Annotated in this window: 17 protein-coding genes; 11 read left to right on the forward strand and 6 right to left on the reverse strand. The window is 45.1% G+C overall.

Annotated features, from left to right (window positions below):
- Positions 1–84 precede the first annotated feature (84 nt).
- From QZ918_RS15470 to QZ918_RS15505, 8 genes are all read left to right on the forward strand, one after another.
- Entirely contained in the window at positions 85–390 is a 306-nt protein-coding gene (locus tag QZ918_RS15470) for a hypothetical protein (protein WP_293336472.1), read from the forward strand.
- Positions 391–837: 447 nt separating this feature from the next.
- Complete coding sequence (locus QZ918_RS15475; RefSeq protein ID WP_293336474.1) at positions 838–1743, forward strand: MvdC/MvdD family ATP grasp protein; 906 nt, start codon at positions 838–840, stop codon at positions 1741–1743.
- A 338-nt stretch (positions 1744–2081) separates the two neighbouring features.
- Positions 2082–2285: a hypothetical protein gene (locus tag QZ918_RS15480; protein ID WP_293336476.1), complete on the forward strand. Its 204-nt coding sequence runs from the start codon at positions 2082–2084 to the stop codon at positions 2283–2285.
- A 271-nt stretch (positions 2286–2556) separates the two neighbouring features.
- Complete coding sequence (locus tag QZ918_RS15485) at positions 2557–3642, forward strand: RNA-guided endonuclease InsQ/TnpB family protein (protein ID WP_293336478.1); 1086 nt, start codon at positions 2557–2559, stop codon at positions 3640–3642.
- A gap of 254 nt (positions 3643–3896) precedes the next feature.
- Positions 3897–4628: a cytochrome c biogenesis protein CcdA gene (locus QZ918_RS15490; protein ID WP_293336480.1), complete on the forward strand. Its 732-nt coding sequence runs from the start codon at positions 3897–3899 to the stop codon at positions 4626–4628.
- A 332-nt stretch (positions 4629–4960) separates the two neighbouring features.
- The gene (locus QZ918_RS15495; RefSeq protein ID WP_293336482.1) at positions 4961–6352 is read left to right on the forward strand and encodes a cytochrome c biogenesis protein; all 1392 of its coding nucleotides are present in this window, start codon (positions 4961–4963) and stop codon (positions 6350–6352) included.
- 140 nt (positions 6353–6492) lie between these two features.
- Positions 6493–8004, forward strand: coding sequence for a tellurite resistance TerB family protein (locus QZ918_RS15500; protein ID WP_293336484.1), 1512 nt, complete (start codon positions 6493–6495; stop codon positions 8002–8004).
- A gap of 47 nt (positions 8005–8051) precedes the next feature.
- Positions 8052–8243 (forward strand): DUF2283 domain-containing protein, encoded by a 192-nt coding sequence (locus QZ918_RS15505; protein WP_293336486.1) that lies wholly within the window; start codon positions 8052–8054, stop codon positions 8241–8243.
- A gap of 162 nt (positions 8244–8405) precedes the next feature.
- Here the strand turns inward: QZ918_RS15505 and queF are convergent, their stop codons facing one another.
- Complete coding sequence (queF, locus tag QZ918_RS15510; RefSeq protein WP_293336488.1) at positions 8406–8825, reverse strand: preQ(1) synthase; 420 nt, start codon at positions 8823–8825, stop codon at positions 8406–8408.
- Between the two features lie 145 nt (positions 8826–8970).
- Here queF and QZ918_RS15515 point away from each other — a divergent pair, with 145 nt between their 5' ends.
- Entirely contained in the window at positions 8971–9564 is a 594-nt protein-coding gene (locus QZ918_RS15515) for a hypothetical protein (RefSeq protein WP_293336490.1), read from the forward strand.
- 84 nt (positions 9565–9648) lie between these two features.
- Here QZ918_RS15515 and speD read toward each other — a convergent pair whose 3' ends face one another.
- The 5 genes from speD to QZ918_RS15540 form a co-directional block, all read right to left on the reverse strand.
- On the reverse strand, positions 9649–10071 hold the full coding sequence (gene speD / locus QZ918_RS15520; RefSeq protein WP_293145316.1) for an adenosylmethionine decarboxylase: 423 nt from the start codon (positions 10069–10071) through the stop codon (positions 9649–9651).
- Positions 10072–10354: 283 nt separating this feature from the next.
- On the reverse strand, positions 10355–11416 hold the full coding sequence (locus QZ918_RS15525) for a pentapeptide repeat-containing protein (RefSeq protein WP_293336492.1): 1062 nt from the start codon (positions 11414–11416) through the stop codon (positions 10355–10357).
- Positions 11417–12843: 1427 nt separating this feature from the next.
- Entirely contained in the window at positions 12844–14052 is a 1209-nt protein-coding gene (locus QZ918_RS15530; RefSeq protein ID WP_293336494.1) for a general stress protein, read from the reverse strand.
- A 412-nt stretch (positions 14053–14464) separates the two neighbouring features.
- Complete coding sequence (locus QZ918_RS15535) at positions 14465–14944, reverse strand: BON domain-containing protein (RefSeq protein ID WP_293145307.1); 480 nt, start codon at positions 14942–14944, stop codon at positions 14465–14467.
- A 706-nt stretch (positions 14945–15650) separates the two neighbouring features.
- Positions 15651–16196 (reverse strand): hypothetical protein, encoded by a 546-nt coding sequence (locus tag QZ918_RS15540; RefSeq protein ID WP_293336496.1) that lies wholly within the window; start codon positions 16194–16196, stop codon positions 15651–15653.
- Between the two features lie 65 nt (positions 16197–16261).
- Here QZ918_RS15540 and QZ918_RS15545 point away from each other — a divergent pair, with 65 nt between their 5' ends.
- The gene (locus QZ918_RS15545) at positions 16262–17662 is read left to right on the forward strand and encodes an S-layer homology domain-containing protein (protein WP_293336498.1); all 1401 of its coding nucleotides are present in this window, start codon (positions 16262–16264) and stop codon (positions 17660–17662) included.
- Positions 17663–17723: 61 nt separating this feature from the next.
- On the forward strand, positions 17724–17997 hold a 274-nt coding region (locus QZ918_RS15550), incomplete at its 3' end, for a hypothetical protein (RefSeq protein ID WP_293336500.1).

Below are 17997 nucleotides of genomic sequence, written 5' to 3' on the forward strand. Positions count from 1 at the left end.
TGCCAAAATGGCAACATGACTCTATCCTGATGATTTAGATTATTGGAAAAGGTGAATAATCTTGCGATCGCTTAGGAGAATGTTATGAATCATCCTTTTGATCTAGATGCTGCCGACCTCGAAGCAATGGATTTGGATTTTGAAGAGCAGCTAACTGATGAAGAAGCAGCCCAAGTTGGCGGTGGACTTAAAGTCACAACTCTGGCTCTTGGTGAAGAAGGTGGCGGGATTGTGTGTATCTCTGCTCCATGTCCGGGAAGTGAAGGAGGAGAATCTCCTCGTCCTATTCCCATTGACCCTCCGATGACCACTCTGGCTCTCGGTGAAGAAAGTGGAGGCCCTTACACTAAGGCTTGGTTTGAGTGTGGAGGACGCCCCATTTATTGGTAATCTCATTAGTGCTGACACTTTTAGAGATTTTGCCGAAGTCCTGCACTATTCAGAGCGTTTCTGTCATGGGACTTTCCAATTTATCGGGTCATTTGATTGTTTTTGAATATCCAAAAAGTTGCAACACTCTCGAAACAACTCGGAACCAGTGGTGCCACTTTTTGTATTTAGAAATAACACAAAAAAACAGGGTTGTTGTCAAAAAATATTTCCCTAAATTACCAAAGATGTTGACAAGGAAGACTAAAATTAGCATCGATTGGATGACCAAAGTCCTAGAGGCAAAACCATGATGGTAAAAATATATACTGCGATTGCTTTCCCGAAGCCCAATGACAATAAAAAAGTATTAACTGAACTCTATTGGACTAAAATCAGAACGCTCAAGCGAAAGTTTTCTACCGGCATACGTAACTTTTGACCGCATCTGTAATTCTCAGGTTTCCCATGAACATTTTAATTTTGGGTGATGCTTCAGATGCTCATGCTGCTCATATGAAGAATGCTCTCACCCAAGCCGGTGCAGCAGTAGATTATTTGGATACCAGCTTGTTTCCGAAACAGTTACGCCTGTCTTGGCGACCTGACACCCAGGTAGGATGCTTGACGCTACCGTCCGGTCGTCGCTTGAATCTCGACGATATTCACAGTGTATTTTGGCGCAATTTCTCCGGTGTTTCTGTTCCACCTTTAAAAGATTTCAACCAACAGCAGGTCGCATTTAATGATTCAATGAGTACAATGCGATCGCTAATGCAAGCTTGTGGGACTCGCTGGGTTAATTCCTGGCAGGCCTACCAATTTCACAAAGAAAAACCCCTACAACTGAGCAAGGCAAAACAAATAGGTGTGACGATTCCTACAACTTTAATCAGTAACGATCCACAGGAAGTTAGGGAATTTGTTGAAGTTTACCAAAAAGTAATTTTCAAGCCTGTTTATGGTGGCGCTCATACCAAGTTGGTGACAGAGGCGCATTTGGAACTTAATCGGTTAACCATGGCTTTGAGTATTTCTCCAGTCACCATTCAAGAGTATATTCCTGGGACAAACATTCGCAGTTATGCGATTGGTGAATCAGTCTATACTGCCGAAATTCGCAGTCCAGCGTTGGACTTTCGGGAAGATTTGGAGGCGGAGCTAATTCCCATAGATTTGCCCGAAGCTGTTCGCAAACAATGTTTGGCAATATCCCAGGCATTTATGCTAGAGTGGACTGCGATTGATTGGCGTGTCAAGCCAACGGGCGAGTATGTATTTTTAGAGGCAAATCCTAGTCCGATGTTTGTACATTTTGAGCGTCAGACTGGTTTTCCTATTACACAAGAATTGCTCGATCTGTTAATGTATTGACAGGCCCTCAGACGCCGCAATTTTCCCAATTATCTCGCCTCTGTATGTCCGGCTAGGTTACACCTGAGATCTTGCACCAATGTCAATAAGCCCTTTATGAACAGGCAAGATGCCTGTTCCACAAGAAAATTCATCTTTTGTGGAACAGGCAAGATGCCTGTTCTTGAGAATGTTGCAAGATGTGAGTTACACGGCAGGTTTTCTGTTCCCGACTTCACCGACATTAACAGTTGGGCGAAAGGAATTGATCTAGTTATTGGGCTGGAATTGTCAAAGTCCTTTGAATCAAATTTTCCGACGGGTTCGTTTGTCCATCCCACAAGAAAAAAAAATTGTGGATGGGCTGGCGAACCCGTCCTAGCTATTTTTGCAACAAGTCTATTATCGCACTTGCCGATCGCCCTTTCCACTCTCAAGCAGTCGATCGCACTTACATCTCAAATCTTCAACCGAACCGACCCGCATCTGTTACAATTTTCAACACAGCCAGAACGTCACACTCGCCGGAGCTCACCCGCATGGGGGTAGAAGCTGTAACTTGATTCTTGGACAAACTTACCCATTGTTGCCCAATTGTGGGTAGCTTTTCACTCGCAAGTTCTGCTTCTGTACAGTTTTCAGTACCCAAATGTGGTAAGCCTATCGACTACAATAAGATCGCATCCGACAAAAAGTATATGCCACGCAAGAGAAATAGATGGTTTAAAGCCTTGCACAGCGATCGCCCGTGAATTGGACAAACTTCAAACCGCTTGCCAACCATCATGGTTGAAATAGATCGCAAACGTTTAGACAATGGATTAAAGGACTGCCATGCTACTCGGATTCAAAACCGAATTAAAACTGAATGCCAGACAGCGAATACTGCTAGCCAAGCATTGCGGTGTAGCTCGTCACGCATGGAATTGGGGACTGTGGTTGACCAAAAATATTCTCGATCACAATCAAGCCAATCCCAACGAAAAACTCAAATTTCCGACAGCTATTGACCTGCACAAACTGTTAGTAGCTCTAGTGAAATCAGAAAATGCTTGGTATTACGAGTGCAGCAAATCTACACCGCAGATTGCATTAATAGCATTGCGAGAAGCATGGAAACGGTGTTTTAAAAAGACCGCTGGCGTGCCAAAGTTTAAGAAAAAAGGACGGCGAGATGCTTTTACCTTGGAAGGCACAGTCAAAATCTGCGGGAGTAACAAAATTCAAGTTCCTGTAATTGGCGTCCTTAAAACTTATGAAAGGCTGCCCCAAGTATTGACTAAATCTTGCACGATATCCCGTGTTGCCGACAGGTGGTTTATCAGCTTTCGGTTCGAGGTAGAACAGCTCTCAAGCGGCAAGACAAGCATTGTCGGAGTCGATCTCGGTGTTAAGTCATTAGCTACTCTCTCAACAGGTCAAGTGATTGCTGGAGCAAAGTCCTACAAAAAATATGCAGCCAAGTTATCAAGAATGCAGTGGATTGGGCGCCATAAAGTTATCGGTTCAAACAACAGTAAAAAAGCGCAAGTCAAAATAGCAAGGATGCACAAAAAAATCGCCAACATCCGTAAAGATACGTTGCACAAACTAACGACATTACTTGCCAAAAACCACGGTGTAATTGTTATAGAAGACTTGAACGTAAGCGGCATGATGGCGTTGCATAAGTTGGCGGCATCTGTGGCCGATATGGGCTTCTTTGAATTTCGCCGTCAGTTAACCTACAAATGCGAGTTGTACGGCTCAAAGTTAGTAGTTGTTGACCGTTGGTTTCCGAGTTCTAAGACTTGCTCTAATTGCGGAACAAAAAAAGAAACTCTCAAACTTTCTCAACGAGTGTTTGAGTGCGCGAGTTGCGGATTGGCGTGCGATCGCGATCTCAACGCGGCAATTAATTTGTCAAAAACCGTCAGTTAGGCGGGGTTAGCCTGTGGACTGGACAAGTGCCGACACTACCAGGATGAAGCAGGAAGTAAACGAAGCCCGCCCGGCATCCAACATTGTCTAATTTTGGGTAGCTTTGGGTAGGATTTATGTAACGGATATAAGCCCCGACTTAAATCGTGGAGAACCCAAAAAATTAGATATTTAGTTCAACCTCCCAGATTCATCTGTAGAGTCAATCTAAAATCTCAATCTAAAATCTAAAATCTAAAATCTAAAATCGACCGATGGAAACCCTGCAAACCCAACTTTATCAACTCGCACAATTTGCTAATAATTTAGTCAACACTCAACTGACACACCTGAGTTTAGTCAGTGTCGGAGTGATTTTTCTGGCAGGGTTGCTAACGAGCTTGACGCCCTGTATGCTTTCGATGTTGCCAATCACGATCGGCTACATCGGCGGATACGAAGCAAAAAGCCGCCTGCAAGCTGCGGCCCAGTCGGCATGGTTTGCCTTGGGATTGGCGACAACTCTTGCGGGTTTAGGCATTGTAGCATCATTTGCCGGTCAAGTTTATGGCAAAATTGGTCTGGGTTTGCCGATCGTTGTGAGCGTAATCGCGATTTTAATGGGGCTGAATTTACTGGAAGCCTTACCCTTACAAATGCCGTCTTTTGACGCTGTGGGCTGGGTTCCGAAAGATTTGCCTGCGGGCGTGCGATCGTACTTATTAGGCTTAACTTTTGGTTTAGTAGCTTCTCCGTGCAGCACGCCGGTTTTAGCTACTCTCTTAGCTTGGGTTTCCAAAACGGGAGATCTAGTTTTAGGCGGTGTGTTGCTGCTGTTTTATGCTGCGGGCTACGTTGCTCCGCTGATTGTAGCAGGTACTTTTACCGCGAGCATTAAAAAGTTGTTAGAATTGCGCCGTTGGTCGAGTTGGATTACGCCTGTTAGTGGCGTTTTGTTAGTGGGATTTGGCGTGTTCTCTCTGCTTTCTCGCATACTTCCAGCTTAATTGAAATCGGCATAATTCGGCATGATTCGGCGGTATCACTTGGCGGTTGAAACCGCTACTACACAAACAAAGTCCGCCGACGCGGACTAAGAAAAAAGACTTAAGAGAATTATGCGGCTTGAAGCGGCTTGAATCGGCGGTTAAAACCTGTTGACCTCAAATTCGTATGTGGCGAAGCGCCCCTGGAATACGAATTCGAGGTCAAACTACACAAACAAAGTCCGCCGACGCGGACTAAGAAAGAAAGCAGGATTTGATACTATATGTTACTCACGAATAACAAATAACCAGTAACCAGTAACCAGTAGCCAGTAACCAATAACTAATAACTCATGACATCAGAATCAAACTGGACTAATGCCCCTCAAAGATTTTTTAAGCGAGAAATTCTGCCAGTGCTGGCAGATTTGCGGCTGGCAATTATCTTGCTGCTGGCGATCGCATTTTTCAGCATTTCCGGCACCGTCATCGAACAAGGTCAATCTGTAGAATTTTACCAATCCAACTATCCAGAACACCCGGCTTTGTTCGGCTTCCTAACTTGGAAAGTTGTGCTAATTGCAGGACTTGACCACGTCTACCGCACTTGGTGGTTTTTGTCAATCCTAATTCTGTTCGGCAGCAGCTTGACAGCTTGCACTTTTACCAGGCAATTTCCGGCCTTAAAATTGGCCCGCCGCTGGAAATTTTATGAAGAACCGAAGCAGTTTGAAAAGTTAGCTCTCAGTGCGGAATTAGAAACAAGTTCTTTGAGTTCGTTAGAACAACTTTTGCAGCAAAAAAGTTACCGCATATTTCGAGAAGGTGAAAAAGTTTATGCTCGCAAGGGCATAATTGGTAAAATTGGCCCGATTATTGTTCACGCGAGTATGCTAATTATTTTAGCTGGGTCGATGTGGGGCTCGATGACGGGATTTCTCGGTCAAGAAATGGTTCCTAGCGGTGAAACTTTTCAGGTGCAGAATATCCTGGATGCTGGGCCTTGGGCGGGGCCGCAAATACCGAAGGATTGGTCGGTGCGCGTGAATCGGTTCTGGATCGATTATAGTCCGAGCGGCGCGATCGACCAATTTTACTCGGATCTGTCAGTTTTGGACAAAACAGGCCAAGAGGTCGATCGCAAAACCATTCACGTTAACGAGCCTCTGAGATACCGGGGAGTCACCTTTTATCAAGCAGATTGGAGCCTAGCCGCCGTGCGAGTTCGCCTCAACAAAAGCCCCGTTTTGCAACTGCCAATGGCTCAGTTAGACACCCAAGGTAAAGGCAGAATTTGGGGTGCTTGGATTCCGACAAAACCAGATTTGAGTGCTGGAGTTTCTCTGCTAGCAAAGGACTTGCAAGGCACAATGTTAGTCTACGGTACGGATGGCAAATTGTTAACTACAGTTCGCGCCGGTACAGCGGTGGAAGTTAACGGAGTGATGCTGGCAATTGATGAAGTTGTTGGCAGCACGGGATTGCAAATTAAAGCCGATCCAGGAATTCCACTCGTTTATACGGGCTTCGGGTTGCTAATGCTCAGCGTGATGATGAGCTATCTTTCTCACTCGCAGATTTGGGCTTTGGAAAAAAATGGCAAGCTATACGTCGGCGGGCGCACTAATCGCGCTCAGGTGATATTTGAAAGAGAAGTTGTGGAGATTTTGGACAAGTTGGCAGAATTGAAACAAGAGGCAGAAAAGAGCGAAATAGCGCCAGCTTCTCTCGCCAATCAAAATTAATAGTGGGGTGGGCATTGCCCACCTAGCTAAAAATATATATTTTAGTAACTCGCGGGCTTACAATATCAACATATTTTATACCTCAAACTATTGTTAATTCCAAAAAGGTAATCTGTGATACAAGAATAATTATTAAAAATTTGTTACAGTTAATAACTATTGATAGACTTACCCTAGTATTTTTTATGCCAATTATTGTTGCTTTTGTCATTCAAACAGTTTTACCTGCACTAAGTGTGCTTTTCGCTCTTTTAATTCCTGTACTGGCTGCTGTCATCCAATTCGCTCTGACTCGCATCCCCAGAATTCCCTCATATATCCGCCTCCTCAAAATTTTGTATTCAGATATTGACTCATCTGCAAAAGAGCGAAAAATTATTACTGGTGGACTGCTAGTAATTAGCAGTATTGTGACTTTCATGGCTTATTCTCTGATACCTTGGACGGGTGTACCCCTAATCGGTGCTGTTACCAGTCCAATCGCTGGTGCTGTTGCTCTGGTAGTTGCACTGGCACTTCTAGATATGATTTTTGCCACGAATAAAGGCTATTACTTAGAGCGACTCAAAGGAGAAGGTTTTGCTGGATTAAATGAAATAGAAACTGATATTAAAGAGTTAAAAGATATTTTTGGTAAATCGTGGGATAAAGTTAAATCGACGATTAATGATACCACCCAGAAAATTTATGAAGAGGGCTGTAAACGTGGCATCAACTTTAGTGATAAATCTTATCAAAGCTATATTGATCGTGAATTAGAAGGATTGAATTTATATGTTGGTAAAAATTCAGTGGCAGAGTATCAATCTATAAGTGCAGACTTATTAAAACAAAATAACGGCGAAGATTGGACAAAAGATGCTTTTGCAGTAGGGACGGGTGCAACTGTAGGGGCTTTGGCTGGTGTTGGGGCTTCAGCAGTTGCGACCTCAGTATTTGCGCCAGCTAGTATTTGGACAACTATCCATAGCATTCCTTTGATTGGGGGATTGGTGGGGAGTTCAACTGGTATTGTTGTCAGTGCAGGATACTACTCATTACTAACATTTGCTGCTCCTGTTGGACTGGGAGTATTAGCAACTGTCGGGATTTACAGCGGTCTAACGGGCTGGAAAAATCAAGAAGAAGCTGCCAAGATGAGCAAGTTTAAATCAGAGATAATTATGGCTGCTTTACCAATGGCTTGGATTGACGGTGAATTAGATGACAAGGAGAAAGATAGTATAGATAGATTGATGACCACCTCCGGTATGAGAAAGGAAGAGCGAGATTTGGTTCGGAAAGCCATAGAACAACGGGATAGTTTTGATGAAATCATGAAAAAGAGTATTCTTTTTGATGAGGAACATCGGGAAAAAAGTTGTAGTCAAAGCAATAAAGAGCGACTAAAGCATCGCCTAATATTATGTACAGCTTGGGAGATTGCCGTTGCTGATGGCAAAATTGATTTGTCAGAATTAGCTCTTCATAACCGGATGGCAGATAAGCTAGGTATTTCTCGCGAAGAGGTGAAAGAAATTCGGCGGGCTATAAACCTCAAGCATCAGCAAGAGCTTTGGCTGACGGAAGCATTAGAACCAAATGGTTCAAAGACTAAATTATTGAGCGTCCGCGAACAATACCGCCTCCAAACAGCAGCGGATTATCTTTAGTCTTATCTAATGGGGAAGGTAGCCCCAATAACTTGTAGTAAGTAATTATGAAAAAGATTAGATACAGCCAAGATGTAGATGCGATGCTGATCGAAATTTCCGATCGCCCGATCGCCTATGCCGAAGATGAAGGACAAATGATTCTGCACTATTCTAGCAGCGGAGAACTGGTGTTGATTGAAATATTAGATGTGAAACAATTTATTTCCTTAGAATCTCTTTCCGAAGCAGTTAAGTAGGGTGTTCTACTCTAGCGTTATTTTCGAGCCAAACCAGCAATCTCACTGACGCACCGAAAGCAAAAAAACGGTGCGTCAGAATCATGCTTTCAGTGCTGATTGAGAATCTCAAACCTGACGCACCCTACCGCAATCACTAACAGCAGCAGAAGGCTCAACCTTCTACTTCTCGTGCCGCACTTCAACCACCGTGTGCACGTTCCCCCGCGGCAGAAAATCGCCCTTCACCGTCACTTCCAGGGGCTCGCAAGCTGCGACAAAATCGTCTAAAATTTGATTGATCGATTCTTCGTGAGAAATGTAGCGATCGCGATAACTGTTAACGTAGAGCTTCAGTGCCTTCAACTCGACCACCCGCTCGTCGGGCACGTAAGTAATATGAATCGCCGCAAAATCGGGATAGCCAGAAAACGGGCACTTGCAAGTAAATTCTGGCAAAGTAATGTCAATCGTGTAGCGCCGCCCGACTCGCGGGTTCGGGAAAGTAATTAACTGCCCCTCCAAAATCTCGCGTTCGCCGTATTTCATTTCCTCGGTGCTTGACTTTTGCGACATACTTTGTTCGGTTGCGTGGTTGTTCATAGCGATCGACTCAGAAATTGTAACATTTAATTAAATTTACTATTAATATCTGTAACAACTATCTTGATGAATTGTATCGCGATCGAGCTAATTGCAAATAGTCTCAGGCTAAACTTAAAAAAGTTCACCCTCGCCATCTACAATTATGCAAAATACTACCTTATCTGACAATACGAACCCTGAAAACTCAAATAGTTACTCTGCATCGGTACCAATTTCGCTCTATCGAGAAGTCACGGCGGAATTGCAAGCAGCCCAAGCGATGCTCGACTCGCTCAAAACCCACAACCAGCAATTAGTTCAACAAAATCAACAACTGCGGCGAGAAGTAGAAACAGTAGTTCAAGTATCCCAGCAGTTACAACAAGTAGTCAACGCGGCTCAGAACGTCACCCAGACTGGGATGCCTCAAATGCCCTCAGTCAAATTCAATTTCAGCGTTGAACCGGAACCTCAAGCACCTGCAATATCGAGGGCTAGCTCTTCTAACATACCTCAACCACCTCAAACAGTCGCATTTCCCTTTCCTCTACCAGAACCCACAGTCCCCCCCATTCCGGATACACTTCCAGAAAAATTATTTACAGAGGTGCCGGAAACTCCTTACCGGGTGCGCTCTCAAGCAAAAACAGCCTCAGACTTAAGTGGATTGTGGCTGGCTATTGCCATTTTTCTGATTGTTATTGCTGCTTTTGGTGCAGGTTATTTAGTTGTTCGCCCTTTGTTGAAGGGAAAGTAAATTTCAACAAGAATCCCACGGCTCAAACCGTGGGATTTTAACGAAAACCTAGCATAAAATATTCAAACTTACGCTAATTGGCTATCATCCTCTGGCTGCACTCGCTTCTACTAAACGTGGTGCATACTGCTCTTCACAAGCAGATTCTAGGATGCCCACCCCGGGCTCGAAACCGCGCGTGAACTCGGTGAGTTTTACCTGTTTAGCTTCCAAAGCTGTCTGTAGCACCTTCATGGCCTTGTGAGGGTCGCCGGCTCCGCAGAAAAATAAGTCTGCGGCAAAATAACCGTGTTCAGGCCAAGTATGGATTGCTATATGAGACTCTGCCAAAGTTGCAGTAGCCGTCACTCCGTGAGGACTAAACTGGTGTACGCACAAATCGATGAGAGTAGCTCCTCCGGCTTCGATCGCATCGAGAATAGCGCGGCGGATACGTTCAGGATCGTTGAGCAGGTCTCCAGGAGACTGCCAAGCATCAGCGACCAGATGGGTTCCCAATTGTTTCATTCTGCGGGGTTTTACCTCTAATTCACAATGTCTCAAACCTTTTGACCATAGCACGGATTCTAGAAATTTTCAAGTAAATTACCAAAAAAATTCCAAAAAATAGTTGCGAGGGCCCTCGCAACTATTTTTTGGGGCGCTTTGTCGCCAGTCAAACGCCGGTGCGAGATCTCGCACCGGCGAGTAGCGCGCCACTGCAAAAAAGCGACGTAAGTGAAGCTTTTGACTTCACGCGCGATCGCTAGCCTGCTCGCAACTGACAATCAACACACTACCGGACATCCGATCAATCGCGGCTGTGAGTAGCCCCATTCGGCAAAATAGCCCCGCTCAAAGCCGCTTGGTTCAAATTAGCAACATTCAAGCTAGCCCCAATCAAATTAGCCTCCGACAAATTAGTTCCTGTCAAATTTGCCCCTGTCAAAGAACTCAGCAGCAAACCCGCTCCCGACAAATTGGCGTGGCTCAAATTCGCTCCCCGCAAATCTGCTTCCAGCAAGCTAGCACCCGATAAATTTGCACCGCTCAAATCAGCTCCCCGGAGAGAAGCTTTGTTCAAATTCGCAGCCCTCAAATCAGCATTATGCAGAATCAAACCATTCAAATTAGCTTTACTCAAATTAGCGCCTTGCAAGTCAGCACCGCTCAAATTAGAACCATTTAAGTTAGCTCCTTTCAAGTCAGTACCGCTCAAGTCAGCACCCCTCAAATTAGCAGCACAAATACAAGCCTCCCGCAGACTTGCCTCGCTCAAAATCGCCCCAACCAAATTGACACCGCCGAGATTTCCGCGATTGAGATAAGCCCGAATTAGATTTGCACCGCTCAGGTTTGCGCCGTTCAAATCTACTTCGCTCATAATTGCTCTAGTCAGATTTGCTCTGCTTAAATCAACCCCGCTCATAATTGCTCGGCTCAGCGTCGCCCCGCTCAAATTAGCCTCAATTAGTTTCGAGCCACTTAGCAAACAAGCTCCGACTAAACTCGCTCCAGTCATCACAGCTTTGCTCAAGTCAGCGCGAGACAATATTGCTCCGCTGAGATTTGCTCCGCTAAAATCGGCTCCGATCGCCACAGTTCCCGTTAAACTACAACTACCTAGGTTCGCTTCAATTAATTTAGCCTTAGATAAATTAGCCCCGCTCAAGTCGGCGCCGTTTAAATTAGCTCCTATTAGTTTACTTCTAATTAAGTTCGCACCTTTCAAATTAGTGTTGCTCAAATTAGTTCGACTGAGATTAGATTCAATCAAATGAGCGGCAATGAGGTTGGCTCCTCGAAAATCTCGTTCCCCGTTTCTATGTCTAGTTAAAAGTTCATCAGCAGTTAAAAGCTCAGTGAAATTCATAAAAAAAATTGAGTGAGTTTCCTTAATTTCTCGATGTTCAATGTTGTCTGAAAGTTTGTATGCTCGTGTTTGCTAGTCAGTTCTTAAACCATTACTGCCGCAGTAATAATTATCAAAACTGGTTGATTTCTAGCATCACCCTGATAATTTACGTAGAACTTACGAAAAGCCACCCGGGTTTTCGTAAAAGTAGGGCTTGGCTAGGGGCATTTATGAAGAAACTGAGTTTCTCGCTTCCGCCTGTAAGTCTTATGCTGCTAAGAGTTAGTTGCGGCTGATGTTAGTTGTTAATTGTTAGTTGTATTTATACTAACTGCTAATCACTAACTATTAACTACTAACTATTTACAAAATATCGATAAATCGATAAGTTGTCGATCGCATATTTTTGGGGTTCTTGCTGGCGGCACCCGCGCCACATTCACAGCCCACAAATTGCTGGTACAGGGGAGCAAATCTATTCTATTAGTTCCCGAAAGAAATAAGGACTCGAAGCTTCAACTCCGAATATCTTTTAGTTTTTGCCTTCTTTCTTCGATCGCCCATGAAAGCAGAGCCCGGTCAGCTCAGCTAGTGTCACCTCCCCCCACTGTGCTCAATGCCAGTGAAATCGAACAGGAAGGCTGTTTCGATCGGAGTCCCGATCGAGTCCCAGGCGAAACCAGCAATAGGCTGCCATGGGCCTGAGATTTCGCCAAAAAAAGCGCCGCGAGCCGTTCCCGTACTCCCGCGCTGCTGTGCTTGCTGTTAATGTTTACTCGATCCATGAGCGCTTGCGCTTCTAATTAACAGAACGCCCGATACCAGACGCGCTCCCGGACATAAAAGCTGTTCCTGGGCTTGAAAAATGCTTCGCTGAGGCATTCCCAGAAAAACTATATTCCTTTAGCCGGTCTTGCCAAAGGCAATTGGGCTGCTACAGCCAACCAATGACCAGCCTAAGTCTTGCCCCAAGGGGACGACAATATTATTCCAATAATTGCCGACCACCGCAGGCCGTACTCGGCGCGCGGGACTGACTAATTCACCTGATATAATTTGCTGAAATTAGCCACCCCATAATTAAAGATAGTCGTTCTTTGACTAACGGGGCAATCTCTACTGCAATTTAAGTCATCCAATTTTATCCTACTCCAGGGTTTGCAACCCTTGCAGTAGTGAGTGTTACAGACTCAAAAATCCCTGCGGATTTAGAGTGTAAAAATTTATAGAGCCGATCGACCAGCCGACCAAAGTCCAGCTCGCCAATCCAAATTAAATTTTTAACACATCTCTTTTTTTTAAGTTTCCAGAACAAAACAAAAGCCGGCTTTCAGAGAAAAAGCCGACTTTTGTTTTGTTCTGGCAAAGCGTAAAACCCCTAGCTAGCCAGTGTTTGTTCCACAAGCTCAATTGGGCTCGCGACTAGCCAAACAAAGTCCTCTCGATCAAACCCGACGCTTGCCAGCAACGCCCTGATTGGGGTCGTAAATACCAGGCGTAGTATCAGCGCCGGGACTGCCGGGAGTGCCGTAATCTGCCCGAGCGGTATCCACGCTGGGAGAGTCGTAGGTGTTCCAATCCTGAATGCCTCCGCGGCTCAGAACAGCCCCAGCTTGAGCGACTTCTGCTTCGCTGCCGTCAACCAGTACCAAGTAATCTCCCCTCGCCACTCGATCGTTATAAGCTCTGGCTTCCTCTTCGGGAATTCCCAAACCGACTAAAGCTCCGATCAAGCTACCAGCAGCCGCACCCAAAGCAGTACCTGCTAGTGTAGTGGCGATCGCCGTAGCCGAGGCTCCAGCCAGCATAATCGGCCCGATACCCGGAATTGCCACCAAGCCGAGACCTACCAACAAGCCAGTCAAACCGCCCAGCGTTCCGCCTGTGAGCGCACCCTTAGTCGCCCCTTCATCGGCCTTGTTGTCTGCGCTGTCGTGCACGTCAATGCCTGCGATATCCCCTTTAGAATCGCCATCCTTAGCAATGACCGAAACCCGATCCATGTCGAAACCCCCTGTTCTCAGTTCTCCCAGCGCGTGTTCAGTCTCGCGGCGAGTGGAAAACACGCCCACAGCGCGCTTTTGGCGGGCCATCGATCTGCGGCCGGTGTCTGCCGGCACATCATAAATGCCCCAATCCTGAATGCCCCGCACGCTCATAATTCCTTCGGCGGTGGCAAGTTCGGCATCCGTTCCTTCTACGAATACCAAATATTCTCCGCGCGAGAGGCGATCGCCATAAACTTTAGCTTGGGCTTCGGGAACGCCCAAACCGACCAAACCGCCGACCAAACCGCCCGCAGCAGCCCCGATCGCGCCTCCGACTACAGTATCAGCAAGCAGAGTGGCGATCGCGCCCCCCGCCATCACCGGGCCAACTCCCGGAATCGCCAGCGCCCCAATACTTCCGAGCAACCCAATCAAACCGCCCGTCACGACTCCCGCCGTCGCGCCAGCTTTCGCGCCGCCGCCCACCTTCTCGTCGGTACTCTTAGCAGCACTAGCGCCCGCAATTTCGCTGCGATCGAGATTTTCTCCAACTACCGAAACCTTATTCATCGGAAACCCGCTACTTTGCAGTTCCATCAAGGCTAGTTCCGTATCGCGGTAATTAGAAAACGATCCTACAGCCCGTTTGTGTTGACCTAAAGCCATTTCTTTTCTCCTTCAAAATATACTGTTTTTACACAACTACAGAATTTCCGATCTGCTTGCTGCCATCTATCACATTTAGTCATTTTTTCCCAACATTTTTCATCGCTCGTTGGGAATAAAATTCGTCTCTATCTTCCGACAGGTTTCCACTAATTATCGGGAATTTTAAATCGTAAATTGCCAATGGCAAATTGCAGGTATTGCGCGAGTTTGGAGCGCGGATTTTTGAGTGGGTTAATCTTCAACTCTTTAACTCAAAAAAACGCAACCGAAAGATTCACGTAAGCCTTGTAATCCACTGTGAAAGCACTTTTAAAATTCCCAACTTTCCCTCTTCCTTATGTCGGTTAAATCCGTCAAACAATCCGTTAAATCCGTTACCAAATCCGTTGCCGAACTTCCTTCCAATTTATTACTTACTAGGCGATGCGGCGGGTGAAGCGGGGGCGACAACAGCCGTAACATTCACGCTTTTAACACCCTTAATCTCTTTAGCTAGAGGCTCAATTTTAGCTAAATCAGTTTGATTCGGAACTGTGCCACCTACGGTAACAGCCCCGTCTTTTGCGTCCACAGTCAGCGCACCTTTAGTAATGTTCACTTCCAACTTAGAACGAACTTCACTTTTCAGGTCGCCATCGGCTCTGCTTGCATCGCCGCCAGTCACGTTGTTGCGCTGTTCTCTGGCTCTGATATCAGAATTTGCTTGGGCTTTGCGAACATCGCTAGTTGCGTCGGACTGAGTTTTTTGAACATTCTCGGCTGGGGGCGGGCTCTTGACATTTTCTGTGGTAGAATTAGGAGCATCGGCGCTAGTTTTAGCCCCCTCAGTGCAAGCAGCAGCTCCAAATAATAGGAGACCGCTGATGAGAATTGGTGTTAGTTTATTCATAATATATTAATACCCTCCGGGTAAGCTGTCGATGAGTGAGACTTCGTTGAGTGAGATTAAGCCACACAGAATTTTAGCTGGTGCTTTCTGCACTCTAAAAATCCTTATATCAAACATATATAATTGAGGAATCCGCTACATCGCTCTACAGGTGTAAAATTTACCTCTGTCCTTGGGTAGAGTACAAAAAATAAAATAAGGTCTTATATAATTTTAAATTTTAGATTTTATATCGTTTCCGGTTATATCGGAATTATTTAACCGCAGAGAACACAGAGAACACAGAGAGAGCATGGAGAGATCAATAATTCAGATGCTATCGAAAATGATATTAGATTTCTGCACGATCGCGATCGCTTGTCGAAGTGTCGAAGGATTTGCAATTGGGAATGAGTTACTGAAGATGGGTTTGAAGCTGACAAAACAGTTGCATTATTTTTTTTTAACGGGTATTAGATTAAATTTAACTTAATTATTCCTGGATTCACTATTCATCATCAATCAGGTTGATTTCGATATTTTTAATTACTAAAGCTAATATTTTGAGAGACACCAAGTTCACAAACGTAAGTTTTATTAATAGATTCGATCGCCACTCACAACTAATTTTGTCTGATGACAGTTAACCGCTTGACAGTTAACTGATGACTAATGACTGATGACTAATGACTAATGACTAATGACTGATGACTGATGACTTCCTGCTTCAATACAAACGAAAAGAGTCGAGAAATTTTTGAGCATTTTCAGGTTCTGGAGTAGTAGCAACCAGCCCGTAAACGCGCTTTTCAACCAAAAAAACTTGACCGACGCCTATAGGTTCCTTGGGAGAAAGTGGCTGAAACTCAAACTCTTTTCCCGGGTAGCGACCCAGAGAAATGTCGCGCACTTGCAGCAATTTAGCATTCGCAGCCACTACAAAAAAGTCAACGGCATTATTTAAAGTAATTTTGATATTCTTGTTGCTAGTTGCAAAATCTAGGTCAAAATATTGAAGTAAATAAGTTTCTTTGTTTTTTAAGATAGACCTGTATGTATAAGTGGTAATTTGAGTTGAAAAAGTTTCAGTATTAATTTTGGGAGTTCCGGGCATATCGATCGCAAACTGACCCATTGCCGAACAAAATGGCTGCCACTCTGGCTGAGGAAGTGGCGCCCGCAGCGGGGCTACTTGAGCTTTTGCCGGAGTGGTAAACTTGAGGCCGGAGACAAGTAATGTAGCAGTAACTAGGATTATGTGCAGAAATTTCATTTGAGTAAAAATTATATTTGTCCGATCTGCGCTAGCCTAGAAATATATCCGCAAACGAGGGATTTATGCTGAATATTATACGTAGCCAACAGCGAGGCAACTCGATCGCCCCAGCCAAAACCAGTAAAACCAATAAAACCAATATACTCGCTGGTGTAAAGACTTGGCTGGCTATCAGTCTGCTGGTTTCTGTGACAGCTTGTGCAAACAGCCCCAACAGCAAAGCCCTCGAAGAATCGGTAGCCGCCGATCCGAAATTAATCGCAACTCCGCTTCCCGTCCCTCTTCCTCCCCCAGGGACAGCAGTTGAAACCAGCACAACTGCCAAACTTCCTGCCGATTTCCCGACAGAGATTCCACTCTATCCTAATGCTCAGTTAATCGAAGTTGGTGCGCCCAGCGATGGACAGTCAAAAAACGTGCGGCTGCGCTGGGAAAGCACAGATCCGGTTAATTCGGTTCAGAACTTTTATCAGACAGAATTTGGGCGCCCGAATTGGCAAATAGTCAGCCGCCCAACCGCCGAAGGACAAGGTTCTTTGGTAGCAACCCGAGATAAATTGCGGGTAACAGTGTCGCTTTCTGGGACTCAAAAAGTAGGAGGTTCTACAGAATTTGCGATCGACTATAGCAAAGACAGCCCCGAAATAGCAGCCAGTCCCCAACCTAACAATTCCGAGTCTAGCCCATCTCCAACCGCTTCACCAAGTCCATCAAATTCAGAAGGAACTACTCCAACCCCATCCCCTTCGCCAAAATCAGAAAAAGTTAGCCAACTAGACACCAAAATTCCTCAACAGTTGCAGCAGTACGTGGCGGATTTGGCTCAATTAGAAGCGCTGAAAGTGCGATCGAAAAGCGGTGCTAATTTAGAAACTGGCAACAGTTTACCCGAACCCAACAAAATTGTCACCCGCCGCGAATACGCCCGCTGGTTAGTAGCAGCAAACAATCAGATTTATGCCAGCCGTCAAGCCAAACAAATTAGATTAGCAGCAGAATCTAGCGAACCAGCCTTTTCTGACATACCCAAAACAGATCCAGATTTTGCAGCAATTCAAGGTTTAGCAGAAGCCGGTTTAATTCCGAGTTCGCTTTCTGGAGAAACGAAAGATATGAAATTTCGTCCGGATGCACCTTTAACCCGCGAAACAATGATTCTCTGGAAAGTACCATTAGATACCCGTCAAGTTTTGCCTACAGCCAACATTGAGGGAATCAAAGAAAAATGGAGTTTTCAAGACGCTTCTAAGATAGATTCCCAAGCGTCGCGGGCAGTTTTAGCTGATTTCAACAATGGAGATTTGGCGAATATTCGTCGGGTTTTTGGTTTTACAACTCTCTTTCAGCCCAAGAAATCCGTGACTCGCGCCGAAGCTGCTGCTAGTTTGTGGTATTTTGGTATTCAAGATCAGGGATTGTCGGCTAAAGATGCCCTGCAAGCCAAGTCTCAACCAGCCCAGTAGACTTGTTTAGGCTCATTAAAAGTTTTGCACAAAGCATCAACTTAAACAAAAAAGGTTCGTAGTGAGGACTTCAGTCCTTCTTTTCCTGAAAACTGAAATCCAAGAAAGGTTCGTAGTGAGGACTTCAGTCCTTCTTTTCCTGAAAACTGAAATCCAAAAAAGGTTCGTAGTGAGGACTTCAGTCCTTCTTTTCCTGAAAACTGAAATCCAAAAAAGGTTCGTAGTGAGGACTTCAGTCCTTCTTTTCCTGAAAACTGAAATCCAAGAAAGGTTCGTAGTGAGGACTTCAGTCCTTCTTTTCCTGAAAACTGAAATCCAAAAAAGGTTCGTAGTGA

Source organism: Microcoleus sp. CAWBG58 (genome assembly GCF_020883045.1).
Taxonomy (GTDB): Bacteria; Cyanobacteriota; Cyanobacteriia; order Cyanobacteriales; family Microcoleaceae; genus Microcoleus.